Below are 13238 nucleotides of genomic sequence, written 5' to 3'. Positions count from 1 at the left end.
CCCGTCGACGGACGTCAAGAAAAATCTTGACTATGACTATCATATTTATAATTTGCGCCTCGTTCGATCCTTGCGAGAGGCGCTTGTCATGAACGAGATCGCAGATATCCCATCGCTCAATGCCTTTCTGAACGCGGCATTGCGGGAAGGCGCGCTGGCCGACGCGCATTTTACGGCAGACCGGCTGCGCTTTCACACAACGGAAGGATCGGCTGTCAGCGTTAGCGTAGAACGGCGTAGTCGGTTTCGATGCAGGTTCTCAGGACCTATCACCATCGATGGGGCGCCGACCACAATCGAAGACCTTCTTCAAAGGCTTGTCAGGAATGCCGACCCTGCCTTTGCGAACCGCGTTGGGGATAGCCTCCTGACGATCCGTCACACACTGGATGCAACGGGCGATCCCGAAAGCTGGAATTTTCAGGATTGCGAGACGGCGCTGCGCTTCGGCCACGTGCTGCATCCGAACCCGCGCAGTCGCGATGGCCTCAGCTCTGAAGAAGCTATGGTCTATGCACCGGAATCGACTGCCACCTTTGCTTTGTCGTGGTTTGCCTGCAGACCGTCCGCGCTGCAAAACGGCGGTATTGCCGCGGAGGGTTTTCAGTCGCTCGCGGCAGCAGATGGAATCGAGACCTTAGCGGGACGTTTTCCCTTTCCCTTCCACCCGCTTCAGCTTGCAAGGCTTTGCGGAACGGAGGCCTTTTCCGAGTTGATCCGGTCGGAGGCGATCCTGCCTCTTGGCCCTGGAAAAGCAGGCTGGAACGCGACAGCCTCCATGCGCGCGGTTCATGCATTTCACGCACCCTTCATGGCGAAATTCTCGCTCAGCGTGCGGCTGACCAATTCCCTTCGCCTCTTGTCGGAGCGGGAGGTGCTGCGTGGCCTTCATGTGACCGATCTTCTGAACAGCGACATCGGCGTGGAGATTGCTGACGCATTTCCCAATCTGACGGTTCTCACCGAGCCAGCCTATGCGGCGCTGAAGACAACTGATGGCACGATGATGCCGGAAACTCTCGTTGTGTTGCGTGACAATCCCTATCGGGACGGTACCCAGTACGGACCGATCGTTCTTGCGGCATTGTGCGAAACACCGCGCCGGGGACTATCGCCCGTTGGACGGATTGTCCGCCGGCTCGCCAAGGGAGGCGATACGACAGGTCTTGCCATGCGTTGGTTCGACCTGTTTCTAGAAACGGCGATCCTGCCCATTCTGGAAATGCGAGCACGGTGGGGCCTTCTCTTCGGATCGCATCAGCAGAATATGATGCTGAAAATCCGTGATGGATGGCCAAGCGGTGTTGCCATTCGCGATTGCCAGGGCACAGGCCATCTGGCGGCTTTTCACGACCGGCTGGCCGCGGTTTGTCCCGGTATTGGCGAAGGCGCCGAAAACATCGTCGGCGAAGAAGAGGGCGATGGCCTCCTAACCTACTATGTCGTCGTCAATTCAGTGATGAATATGCTGGCGACACTCGTCATCGACGGACTAGCCGGCGAGGAAGCGCTCTTTGCGATTTGGAAGCGTTTCCTGGAGCGCGCGGCCAGGCAAACGCCGGGCGACGCGACGCTCTATCTGCGGCTTATGAATCGCCCTGGCCTGATGACGAAAGCCAATTTTGCGACATCGCTTTCCGGCGTCAATGAGGCCGATGGCGGCGCCGAAGGCCAGCTTGCTCAATTCACCGAACTCGACAATCCCATTGCCCAAAGTGAGGCCGCATGACCGCTCTTCCTTCATTCCCTGCCATCGCCGCGCCTCCGATCCTCGATCTCTGGGAGCAGATCGATGCGCTTTTTGCCGCCACCGGCGAAGACCGGATCGAACTGCCGTCCGATTGGCTTACGCGAGGCGACATCGCCCTGCACGATCTGCGCTGCGGGTCATTGCGCGATGATGCGGTGGTGGTGGACCGTGGCGAATTTTACCAATCGGCCGGTATGTGGACGAACCGCCTGCCCCTCGTACCTGTCGCGACCGGTTTGGTGCCGGGGCCTGACGGGCGCGATCATCCTCGACGTCCGGCCAAGCCGGCGGGGCGGTTCTACGAGCGGTTCGACCGGGACGGTGGCTGTGCTGTCAGCTTCGACGTTCTGGAAATCGGCAGCCATCTGGCGCTGTTCCACAAATGGCAGAACGATCCACGCGTCGCCTATTTCTGGGAGGAGGACAAATCGGAGGAGGAACTGGCCGCCTATCTTTCGGAACGGATCGATAACCCCAGCGTGTTGCCGACGATTGTTTGTTTCGATGGCGACCCCGCCGGCTATCTGGAATTTTACTGGGCGCGGGAGGATCGTCTCGGCGCCTATTACGATTCCCATCCGTGGGATCGCGGCTGGCACGGTCTCATTGGCGAAAGGCGTCACCTCGGTCGCCGGAAGACTGCAGCCTGGCTGCGCTCATTGACGCATTACCTCTTCCTCGACTGCCCGCTTACCGAAAAGGTCGTCGGTGAGCCGCGCGCCGATAATATCAAGCTTTTGCGTTACACCGACCCGCTTGCATATCGGAAAATTCGCGAATTCGATTTTCCGCACAAGCGCGCTGCCCTGATGCACTGCTACCGCAATGAGTTTTTCGAAAAGGTGAGGTTCTGACGATGAACCAGATCGTCACCCTCGATCGCTTCCGGGCAATCGGGCGGCGGTGGCTCGCCAAGGCCATCAGTGAGCTGGCCTGGGAAGAAGTGTTCGCCTGCAGCGACAGCCGGCTCGAGCTTACCTCCGGTGTGGTCTACACCTACCGCGCCGTGCGCCGGATTTGGGGCAATCTTGATATCGACGCCGAGACCATCCGGCGCGATGGAGATTATCCCTGTCCGCTGCAATTCGTCATCGATGCGCGCGACGAATTGGGTATGAGCCCGGCAACCGAGGCGATGTTTCTTAAAGAACTCAAGAACACGCTGCGCCAGGATTGTGCCATTGACGCACGGTGGGGTGCTCTAACGGCGGACGAGCTCACCGAACTGCCGACCGACAGCATTCACGCGGCGCTTCAGGGGCATCCCAAGGCCGTGGCGAACAAGGGGCGGCTCGGTTGGGGCGTTGACGACCATGCGCAATACGCGCCGGAAAATTTGAAGCTGATCCGGCTGCAATGGCTGGCGCTTGATCCGCATTTCGTGCGGCGGGGCAGGGGAGCCGGTATTGAAGAAGAGACCCTGTTGCGCGCAGTAATGGGTAGTGAGGAGGCGGACCGACTCTTGGCCGCCGCCGGCCATGCCGATCGCGTGATTATGCCAGTCCACCCATGGCAGTGGGACAATTGTCTGGCGCAAAGCCTCGTCGCCGATATGGCGGATAATCGGGTCGAACATCTCGGCACCTTCGGTCCGGCCTTCGTCGCTTCTCCCAGTCTTCGCACGCTCGTACCGAGAGAGGGCGGGCCGTATGAGATCAAGCTGGCGTTGGCCATCCTCAACACATCTGCCTGGCGCGGAATGCCTGGCAAATATATCGAGCAGGGCGCAGTCATATCGGACTGGGTGGCCGAAATCCTCGCCAGCGACCCGGTCACGGCATCCGTGGTCACGGTGCAAAAGGAGGTTCTGGGTCTTTGGTGGGACGATCCGCTAATGGCGCAAGCGCCTGACGCGCCGTATCGCTGGCACGAGACGCTTGGAGCGATCTGGCGCCAAACCGGGGAATTTGCTTTGCCGAATAAGCGCGTGGTCATGATGGCGACGCTGTTTCACGAGGGCGTCGATGGCGAACCGCTCGCAGCATCCTTCGCCCGCAAGGCGGGTCTGCCGCTGGATGACTGGCTGAGACGTTTGTTCCAGGTCAGCGTCGTGCCGCTCTGGCATATCCTCTGCCGCTATGGTCTGGCCTTCATCGCGCATGGTCAGAACATAAATGTTGTCCTGGACGAAAACGTACCGGTAGGCATCACGGTGAAGGACTTTCAGGGCGACCTCGATCTGGTCGATCAGGACTTTCCCGAGACGGAAAGCCTGCCATCTGCGGCGCGCGCCGTTCTGCCGAGAAAGCCGCCAGCCTATATCGTGCACAATATCCAGACAGCGCATTTCGTGACGGTTCTTCGCTTTCTGTCGACCAGTCTGGCGGGGCGCGGTCTCTTCGGTGAGGAGCGGTTCTACGGCCTATTGCGTGAAACGCTTTGCTCTTACGCCGCCAGACACCCTGAACTCTCGGACAGGTTCGCGCTTTTCGACCTTTTTCAGCCAAAAATGCCGCGCGTTGCGATCAATCGTGTGCGCTTCCGGATCGGCTACGAGGATTCCGCCGTCCGGCCATTGCCGGCGCGCGGGACGGATCTCGACAATCCGCTGGCCGCGTCAACGGAACCGAAGGCCGATTACGAGGCGACCTCGTCGGCTGCCCAGTAGGCCGCGGCGCGGATTTCGGATTTATCGAGCCCGCGCTGGGACAAGGCCCGGCGTGCGAGCGCCACTTCGGATCGCTCGCCGGCAAACCAAACGAAACGGTCGGATAGCGGAAGATCCGTTCTCTCGATAGCCTCGAGAATGCTGTGTCCTTCGCTCCGCAAGAGCCAGCGCAGTTCGACGCCGATTGGTTTCGTCAGTGTCTGAGTATCATCTTCATTACCGACCATGACTGTCGCCATGCCGAGCGTTTCAGAGGGCAATGCAGCAAGAATGCGGGCGATGGCGGGCAGGGCGGTCTCGTCTCCAAAAAGACCGAGCCATGCTGCCCGGGGATACCACTCGCCACCGGGTCCCATAAGTGCGATTTGTTCGCCTGGCTGCGCTGTTTCACACCACTCGCTCACGCGTCCGCCTGCGTGAACGAATACGTCGAAATCGAGCTCGCCGCGCTTAACGTCGATTTCACGAACCGTGTAAACGGGCCGGTGCCAGGCGCTCCTGTCACCCGGCCAATGCGTGCGGCCATCCTCGCCGATTTCCGGCCATTCGCCTTGATGGCCGGGCGGTGCGAAAAGCAGCCGGAAATGAAGACCGCCCCGGGCGAAACGCTGCAGTGACGGGTCGGCAACTCGCAATCGGAAATAGGACGGCGATATGCGCGAACATGAGCGGATCGTCGCAAATGTCATATTTGCAGGCAGCGCGCCTGGATCGGCATGCGACCAGACCATCCGGTGAGCGCTGCCAAGACTGTCGAGATGGCGGTCGACCGTTTCCAGAAGTGTATGCAGCGTCGCGGGGTCTGCTGCACTGAGAGCAATCCGAACACCGCTCTTTTCGCTGGACAGGACAATCGTACCGCTCGGTGTTTCGAGCGTCAGGCACCCGTGATCTTCGGTCAGGGGTAGGCCCAGCCTATTTCCCTTGGAACGAAAGAACTCGAAAACCTGTTCTCGGGGCCAATCGATACGCGTTGCGGTTTGGACTGGGCCGCCATTTCTCTTCGTCATCTACCCACCTGTGCCGCCAGACCGGTCGCCAATATGTTTTTTCGCGCTTCGCCGAGGCAGACGTTGCCAATATGCAACAGCGCTGCTCTCAGCCCATATTTCGCGAATTTATATTCTTGACTAAAGAAGTCATAGTTATTTGAAAGATGACTACATCAATCAAGTTATAACGGCAAGCTGTTGGGGTGTGCCGGTTGAGGGGAACTATGCGTTTTCAAATCAGTTTTCTTGCGCTCTGTCTCGGACTGAATGGCACAATGGCCTGTGCGCAGGCGTTGGATGACGAAACGGCTGGAGACGGTTCCGTCGCGGCTTCGTCCGGCGAGACAACTTTGCTCGAGACAATTATCGCCACGGCGGGGCGGCGCGAAAGCGAGGTCGCCAATGTGGCCCAGAATGTTAACGTCATTGAGCGCGACGAAATCGAGCGGCTGACGGTCGGCTCGGAAGACGCCGCAAATCTCGTTTCTCGGCTGGTGCCGGGCTATCAACCGGATAACCAGACGATCAGTGGAGCGTCGGAGAGCTATCGGGGCCGATCGATCCTTATTCTGGTCGATGGGGTGCCACGCACCACACCGCTGCGCAACAACACCCGCATTCTCTCCCTGATCGATCTCGACACCATTGAGCGGGTGGAGGTCGTGAGCGGCGCATCGAGCCTCTATGGAGCGGGTGCAACCGGCGGCGTCATCAACTTCATTACCAAGCGTGGCGAGGACGAGACGCCCCGTTGGACCGTTGAGACGCGAGTCGAGGCGCAGACTGCCGATCTGGCCGACTCTGCTTCGCCATCCACCACGGTAAGCGTGGAAGGCCGCAAAGGCGATTTCGATTACTTCCTCTCTGCTTCCGGGGACTGGTCGCGCCGGCTCTATGACGGCAATGGCGATGAAATGGCGTCGGACGGCCTCCTCGGTCAGGGTGGCGGCGACCGTACCGGGGTTGGCAACCTCTTCGGCCGGTTCGGCTATGAGGTGGATTCACGACGCTTCGATCTGTCTTTCGACTGGACCTATGCCGAGCAACGGCCCGGCTATTACACCGATTATTCCGGATCGCGCGTGCGCCCGGACTATTCCGACCCTTATGACGGTGAGCCATTGGTCGAAGACAGCAAATATGTCACCGCCCGTTACACCGATGATGCCTTTGCCTTGGGTGGCCTCGAACTGACGGCGTTTTACAACGATATCGAAAAGCAGTCGCCGGAAACCCAATTGAGCGCAGTAAATTCGTCTGTCCTGCTGACCGGGTTGAACCAGACGGTTTTGGAGGGTCAGCGCTTCGGCCTCGGCGCGACGGTGAGGACCCCCACCGATCGGATTTTTGAGGGATCTGAGTTGGTATGGGGCACCGACTACACCTACGACTATATCACGCAGCAGCAGGTCGGATCTGAAGACGATGTGGCCGCGCCGCTCAGCCAGCATCAACTGGGATTGTTCAGCCAGGCAGAGGTGCCGGTTCATGATCGGTTGCGCCTCTCCGGGGGCGTTCGTTTCGACGCCTTTTGGCTGGAAGTCGAGGACTTCACGCGACCGGCGTACACCGTCGACGGTTTTGCGATTCCCCTGCCAGCCATCGATGTCGGTGGCGGCAATTTCGACTACCAGCAGTTCACCTTCAATGCGGGCGCGGTCTTCGATGTCACCGAGGATGCGCAGCTTTACGGAAACTTCTCGCAAGGCTACGCGCTGGCCGACATCGGCGCGTTTACCCGCCGGGCCGGCGTCAATGGCGGTTTCTTCGGCGCCGAATTCTGCGATGCCTACGCGGCCTTCTGCGGTTCGCCTCCTTCCGACTTGTACATAAGCTATGCCGATATCGCGCCCGAGCCGCAGCTCGTAAATACGTTCGAAGGCGGCGTGAGAGGTGATTGGGGCCGGTTTCGGGCGTCCGCATCGGCCTTTATCTCCTTATCGGAAAACGGTCTGACCTATGACGCCAGCACCAACACGGTCACGCAGCAGAAAGAGCGGATCTGGGGCGGGGAACTGACGACCGCTTTCGATGTGACGGATGCATTCACCGTCGGTGGAACGCTTGGCTATGTCGATGGGGAATATGACTCCGACGGTGATGGCGACATCGACGAAGATCTGCCCAACAACCGCATTGCCACGACATGGAAAGGCAATCTTTTCGCCAGCTACGCCTTCGCAAACGGCATCGATACGCGGGCCGATCTTGAATTCTTCTCAGGCCGCGACCGATTACAGGACGACGAGATTGACGGAGCAGCGCTCCTGCACCTCTCTGCACAGAAGACGTTCGAAAACGGTCATAAACTCAGTCTCGGCGTCTACAACGTCTTCGATACGGATTACGCCAATCCAACGGCGACGGCGACACGCGGGACCGAAGTTCCAGGCCTTGGGCGGACCGTCGCCTTCTCCTACAAAGCGGTTTTCTGAGAATGTCGGGAAGGGCCGATCTGGCTCTTCCCGCCTCCGGACCCGAGCGGGATGAGGTGGGCAAAATGGCGCTGACGATCCAGGCCGATGAGCCGACTGACAGGCGTCGGGGGCCGCTCTTTGCCACCCTGGCGGGTCTCTATATCGCCCAGGGCATTCCCACCTATCTGATTGCCGCCGCGCTGCCACCAACCCTGCGGGCCGCCGGTGTGTCTCGAAGCACTATCGGCCTGTTCTCGCTTCTCATGCTGCCCTTGGTTCTGAAGTTTGCATGGGCGCCGCTAGTCGACCGGCTGAGCCCGATCCCCCGCCTCGGCCACCGAAGGGGATGGGTCGTGCCGACCCAATTGCTGACGGCTGCCGGAATCGCCACCATGGCCTTTATCCAGCCAACCGACATCACCGCGCTCTTTGCCATCTGCATGCTTATCGCCCTGGCGATGTCGACACAGGATATCGCGACGGACGGCTACGCCACGCGGCGATTGTCGCCTGGTGACAGGGCCGCTGGAAATGCCATCCAGGGTGGCTCGGTCGCCTTCGGCGTCGTGATCGGCGGCACATTATCGCTGATCCTGTTCGAGCATTTTGGGTGGCAGCCGACACTGCTCATCGTGGCGGCGCTCTGCCTGATGCCGCTCCTCGTGATTCCTTTCATGCGCGAGGAAGAAAGCGGCGAACGGGCTATTCGGCCAAAGCCTTCGCTCCGCGCTTTCTTCAGCCGGCCGGAAGCGAGGGATGTGCTGGTGATCGCTTTGCTGTTTCGCGCCAGCGAAGGTCTGGTGAAGGCTATGGAAGGGCCGTATCTCGTCGATATCGGTCTGCCACTCTCATGGATCGGCTATCTATCCGGCTTCTCGGCGGCCACGGCCGGATTGGTTGGATCGGTCATCGCAATTGGCCTGATAAAGTCGCAGGGCAACGCCAGAGCGTTGATTTCCCTTGGCGCTCTTCGCACCATCTGTTTTGCGCTTTTCGCTTTTCACGCATCCGGGATGGTCGAGCAGAACGAACTCGTGATCGGCGCGGCGGCCTTCCAGACCTTTATTCGGTACATGGAAATCGTCGTTCTCTATTCGATCTATATGAGTGTGGCCTCGACCGATCAGCCCGGCACCGACTTTACCATCCTCGCCTGCGCGCAGATCCTTGTTTATCTCATCGGCTCCAGCCTTTCAGGACTGATTGCCGACCACGCCGGTTACGGAACCCTGTTCGTCGTCGCAACCGCGCTGTCGGGAATTGCCGTTTTCATCGTCGCTCGTTTTCTCGCAAGCCGGTCGACGGAAACGACATCGGCCCTGACGTAATTTTGCCGCTCTGCGCGCTCTAGGCGGTGAATGCCAATTCAAACAGCTATTTTCAGCGGACCTTGATCGGAACCGTGAATGACCATGACGACCGCCCGGCTTCGGACGGTATCGGCGGGAAGGGCGCGGCGCGGCGCACCGCGTTTAATGCTGCACGGTCGGCAGCGGAAGATCCTGAGCTTTTCGATATGCGGGCACCGCTCAATCCGCCGCCGCGACTGACGGTGAAGCTCACATAAACCGTTCCTCGCGCGCCGCCGCGCACCCTGCTGGCGATACGCGACCGGACGCGACCGGGATAGCGGCGAACCGCCGCCGAATTGCGCGATGCCGTCTTGGTCGGGGCTCTCTGGGTTTTACTGCTTTGGCCCTGTCGGCCATTGGCGCTTTGCCTCGCCGCGCGCTTGGTCGGTCGAGACTTTGCTTTTTGGGTGGCTGCCTTTTGCGTGTTTCGCTTGCGAGCCGCCAGCGCTTTGCGTTGTTCCGCCGCACGCTGCTTTGCCTGCTGGGCAGCACGGCGCTCGGCGGCGCGCTGCTGCTCGGCTCGGGCGATGGCCTGACGCGCCGCTTCCTGTGCTGCAGCATCATTAGGCCGTGCGATCGGCAAGGGTATGGCCACCAGTTCTCCGAGGTCTTCGGCAACCACAGCATCACTGACTTCGCTGGCGGCAACAGTTGGCGTTGTTTCGATTTCACTGGCAACGGACACAGCTTCCACAGGCTCGGCGCTATGGTCTCTGGCCGGTTCGGCCACAGCTACGTCGGTTGGATTTGTGTCTGATGGCTCTTCACCCGAATTTTCTTCGGCTTCGTCCGTTATCGAGACAAAAGGATCAACGGGCGCTTCAGGCAATTCGGCGTCAGCGGCTTCGATGCTTTCCGATGCGGTAACTTCAGCCTGTTTGGCCTGCTCCTGCGGGGAAGCAGTTTCCGCCGCCGCGTTATAGATGTCTGCCGCATCATCACTTTCGCTCTGCTGTGCTTTCTCGTCGACCTGCTCTGCCGGTGATGCAACGTCTTCATCGACCGTTGCGCCGTCGATCTGGTCTGCAGTGCTGACGGCGGGCGCTGCGGCAAAAATAGCTTCGGCGCTTTCAACCGTCGCTATGGAAGGGCCGCTGTCAGGGGACGGAGAGGCCGGCATGCCGAAAAAAAACGCCAGGTGAATACCGAGCGACGCAACGACCGCGCCGACCAATCCGATACGGCCTGAAGGGAAGATACTCATGACGATAACTATCCCGCCGCGCCGTCCGGCGCCTCGGCTGCGGCCCTTTCCGTCACCATGATGACGCGGACGGCGCCGGCTGTTCGCAAAGCCGCGACAACCGACATCAGATCACGGGCTGGAAGGTTCCGGTCCACCGCAATACGCACGGGTTCGGAAAGATCGGTATCGGCAATAAAGCGTTCGATCGTCGTGGCAGCGGCTCTTTGATAGAGCGTTCCGTCTGCAGCGATGGCAAGCGCATCGGGCGGGGCGGCTGGAGGAGAAATTTCCGTGCGCACGGTCTCCATATCGCTGGGCAGAGGAGCGGCAAGCGTGCCCGCGATCAGGAAAAAGATCAGCATCAGGAACACGATATTAATCAGCGCAATGGTCGGTTCGGCGTGCTGCCTTTGACCCGGTGCGGTGAGTGCAAAGCGCTTTCGGCTGGTTCTCATCGCGCCACCACCACATCGAGTCCCACTGAGCGGGCGACTTCCAAAGCTGTAACCAGTTGCTGCGACGTCGCGCCGATGCCCACAAGAATCGTGGCGCGCTTCAAACCCTTTTCACGATGCTGGCGCAGGGCCGGCAAAAGATCGCCTTCTACATCGATGCCGTTGACAAGCACACCGTCGGCCCGAAGCGACACGAGCAGATCGGGCGCCGTACCACCGTTCTTTCCCACGCCAGAGCCGCCCAAATCCACGCTGGCATAGCGGGTAAATGTCGATGACAACATGAAGAACAGCAGAAGCAAAAAGATAACGTCGATCAGCGACGTCATCGATAGCGTGCGTCGAGACCGGGACGATACGTCAAGTCGCAAGGCTACTCTCCGCGTCCGGAAGCTCGGACATGGCGCGATCGGTTGAGGTAGTGGAGATGGCTGCCCGGCCCGTGAGAATCTGCGTGACGAGCCCTTCGATCGCGACCCGCTCATCGTCAAGGCGCGATTCCAGCCATGTCAACGCCAGTGAGGTCGGCATGGCGACCGCAAGACCAACGGCTGTGGTGAGAAGCGCAACCCAGATACCGCCGGCAAGAATGGATGGGTCAACCGCATTCCCGGCCTCCTGAAGTTTCTGGAACGCCTGAATCATACCGAGAACGGTGCCGAATAGCCCAAGAAGCGGTGCGATCTGCGCAATGGATTCCAAGACTCGAAAGCCGCCTTTCAACTGGTGCAGCCTCTGATTGGCCTGCTGCGCCACGGACTCTTCGATCTCGGCCATCGAAAGATGCGGCCCGGATTCATAGTCGGTTCTGGACGTTATGCTTACCCGCGACAGCAGCATGGCCCGCGCAACCGCTTGTGCAGAAGCGCTTTTGCCTTCTGCCGCAATGTTGAGCGCTTCGCTCTTCCGTCCACTTGTCCATAGGCAGACCGCTTTTCGCGCTCGATCGGGGCGGCCGATCCGAATGCCGGCGAACTGAATGGCCTTGAAAATGACGACGGCCAGAGCAATCACCGACAATGCGAGCAATAACGCGACCACAGGACCGCCAAGTGTGAGAAAATCGGTCAGCGAACGGGTTGCCGATGCGAATGCGTCGAAAAGATTCATGTCAATGTTCCTAGAGGCCGAACTCGATGTCGGTGCGATTGGATGTTTCCAGCGATTGTTCGCAAACATCCTGCCCGGCACCCTCGCACGCCGATACGTTGTTGATCAGAATCCGCGATATGGCCTCGCAACCGAGGCCAGGCATGTTGAAACGGCGCACGATCGTCTTGCCTTGCTTCATTGCGCCGAAGGCGAACTTCGTCATCCGCTCGATGCCGCCATCTACGCCGAACAGGACCATCTCATATGCGAGAGCGGAGAGATCCGCCGTCAGTCCGTTGCGGGCAACAAAGGTGATGCGACATGCGCCTTCATGGGTATCGAGTTCGTTCAGTTCGAGTTGCAGCGACAGCCTATCCGCCTTGTCCGATGTGCTCCCATCGTTTTCCGCCGCCATGCCGGGCGTACCGGCAAGCACCATCGCTGCCGCGAAGGCGGCGGTCATCGAAACGGGCAATCGAAACACGGCAACTTCCTATTTGATGATAAAAAAGGTCTAGTTATTCGGATAGCAGCCGTTAGCGGACGATGCAATACGTCCTCCTTTTGCGTGAGACGCGGGCCGGGCTTTACTGCAGATTGGTTGGAATCGGTCCGCTCCGCTTGCTTCAAAGCGCGGACATCTCCATAGATTAGGCGCTTTTCGAGCAAAGCAGGATGAGAGGACTAACGATGCCGGCACGCCTTTTTGACTCCCCGGAATACCCCACGATTTCCGCTGGCGGCGATGCTCTCTATCCGGTTCACCGAATATTCTGTGTCGGGCGCAATTACGCGGACCACGCCAGGGAAATGGGCGCGGAGCCGGATCGCGAAGCGCCCTTCTATTTCATGAAAGACGCACAATCTCTGGTATCGTCTGGTGCGACGATTCCCTATCCGCCCGGCACAGAGAATTATCACTATGAGATGGAGCTTGTGATCGCCATCGGCGCACCGGCCTTTAAGGCGACGAGCACCGAAGCCGAAAAGGCGATCTGGGGATATGGCTGCGGGTTGGATATGACCCGACGCGATTTGCAGAAGGCGAATAGCGCCAAGCAGAGGCCGTGGGACCTTGGCAAAAACGCCGAGCACTCGGCTGTCATGACGGCTCTCGTCGCTGCATCCGAATTCGGTGAGGTCGGATCGCAGAGGATATGGCTTTCAGTCAACGGAGAAACGAGACAGGACGCCCATCTCAGCGATCTCATTCATTCGCCGGTTGCGATTATCGAGCACCTGTCACGCTTCTACCATCTGGCGCCGGGCGATCTCATCTATACCGGCACGCCGGCAGGCGTCGGCCCGGTCGAACCGGGGGACGTTATTCATGGCGGGATCGAAGGGTTGCCGGAAATCGAGCTGACAATCGGACAGCCAGAATAA

Annotated in this window: 12 protein-coding genes; 6 read left to right on the top strand and 6 right to left on the bottom strand. The window is 59.6% G+C overall.

The genetic code is table 11. The features are described 5' to 3' along the window. Positions 1 to 88: 88 nt before the first annotated feature. From NIM86_RS02650 to NIM86_RS02640, 3 genes are read left to right on the top strand one after another with little or no spacing between them, the layout of a single operon-like run. The gene (locus NIM86_RS02650) at positions 89 to 1729 is read left to right on the top strand and encodes an IucA/IucC family siderophore biosynthesis protein (RefSeq protein ID WP_253378882.1); all 1641 of its coding nucleotides are present in this window, start codon (positions 89 to 91) and stop codon (positions 1727 to 1729) included. Beyond that, positions 1726 to 2604 (top strand): GNAT family N-acetyltransferase, encoded by an 879-nt coding sequence (locus NIM86_RS02645; protein ID WP_253378881.1) that lies wholly within the window; start codon positions 1726 to 1728, stop codon positions 2602 to 2604. Before NIM86_RS02650 ends, NIM86_RS02645 begins: the two co-directional genes overlap by 4 nt. A gap of 2 nt (positions 2605 to 2606) precedes the next feature. Next, positions 2607 to 4358 (top strand): IucA/IucC family siderophore biosynthesis protein, encoded by a 1752-nt coding sequence (locus tag NIM86_RS02640; RefSeq protein ID WP_253378880.1) that lies wholly within the window; start codon positions 2607 to 2609, stop codon positions 4356 to 4358. Here NIM86_RS02640 and NIM86_RS02635 read toward each other — a convergent pair. Then, positions 4328 to 5368: a siderophore-interacting protein gene (locus NIM86_RS02635; RefSeq protein ID WP_253378879.1), complete on the bottom strand. Its 1041-nt coding sequence runs from the start codon at positions 5366 to 5368 to the stop codon at positions 4328 to 4330. The two genes, NIM86_RS02640 and NIM86_RS02635, sit on opposite strands and share 31 nt — an antisense overlap. A gap of 206 nt (positions 5369 to 5574) precedes the next feature. Here NIM86_RS02635 and NIM86_RS02630 point away from each other — a divergent pair, with 206 nt between their 5' ends. Then, complete coding sequence (locus NIM86_RS02630; protein WP_253378877.1) at positions 5575 to 7785, top strand: TonB-dependent receptor; 2211 nt, start codon at positions 5575 to 5577, stop codon at positions 7783 to 7785. Between the two features lie 2 nt (positions 7786 to 7787). Further along, entirely contained in the window at positions 7788 to 9095 is a 1308-nt protein-coding gene (locus NIM86_RS02625; protein ID WP_371872825.1) for an MFS transporter, read from the top strand. 52 nt (positions 9096 to 9147) lie between these two features. On the opposite strand, the gene NIM86_RS02620 is transcribed toward NIM86_RS02625, so the two are convergent. From NIM86_RS02620 to NIM86_RS02600, 5 genes are read right to left on the bottom strand one after another with little or no spacing between them, the layout of a single operon-like run. Further along, positions 9148 to 10323: a cell envelope integrity protein TolA gene (locus tag NIM86_RS02620; RefSeq protein ID WP_253378875.1), complete on the bottom strand. Its 1176-nt coding sequence runs from the start codon at positions 10321 to 10323 to the stop codon at positions 9148 to 9150. Between the two features lie 8 nt (positions 10324 to 10331). Beyond that, on the bottom strand, positions 10332 to 10760 hold the full coding sequence (locus NIM86_RS02615) for a biopolymer transporter ExbD (RefSeq protein WP_253378873.1): 429 nt from the start codon (positions 10758 to 10760) through the stop codon (positions 10332 to 10334). Beyond that, complete coding sequence (locus tag NIM86_RS02610; protein WP_256478321.1) at positions 10757 to 11131, bottom strand: biopolymer transporter ExbD; 375 nt, start codon at positions 11129 to 11131, stop codon at positions 10757 to 10759. The genes NIM86_RS02615 and NIM86_RS02610 overlap by 4 nt, the downstream gene beginning before the upstream one ends. Continuing rightward, on the bottom strand, positions 11121 to 11870 hold the full coding sequence (locus NIM86_RS02605) for a MotA/TolQ/ExbB proton channel family protein (protein WP_253378869.1): 750 nt from the start codon (positions 11868 to 11870) through the stop codon (positions 11121 to 11123). Before NIM86_RS02605 ends, NIM86_RS02610 begins: the two co-directional genes overlap by 11 nt. A gap of 10 nt (positions 11871 to 11880) precedes the next feature. Then, positions 11881 to 12336 carry a hypothetical protein gene (locus tag NIM86_RS02600; RefSeq protein WP_253378867.1) on the bottom strand — a complete coding sequence of 152 codons (456 nt, stop codon included), beginning with the start codon at positions 12334 to 12336 and terminating at the stop codon, positions 11881 to 11883. Positions 12337 to 12542: 206 nt separating this feature from the next. On the opposite strand from NIM86_RS02600, the gene NIM86_RS02595 reads away from it, so the two are divergent. After that, a complete protein-coding gene (locus NIM86_RS02595; protein WP_253378865.1) occupies positions 12543 to 13238 on the top strand; it encodes a fumarylacetoacetate hydrolase family protein in 696 nt (231 codons plus the stop codon).

The organism is Notoacmeibacter sp. MSK16QG-6 (genome assembly GCF_024158145.1).
Lineage (GTDB): Bacteria > Pseudomonadota > Alphaproteobacteria > Rhizobiales > Rhizobiaceae > Notoacmeibacter.
Note: the sequence above shows the minus strand (reverse complement) of the source record. Positions and strands in the feature narration are given on the sequence as shown.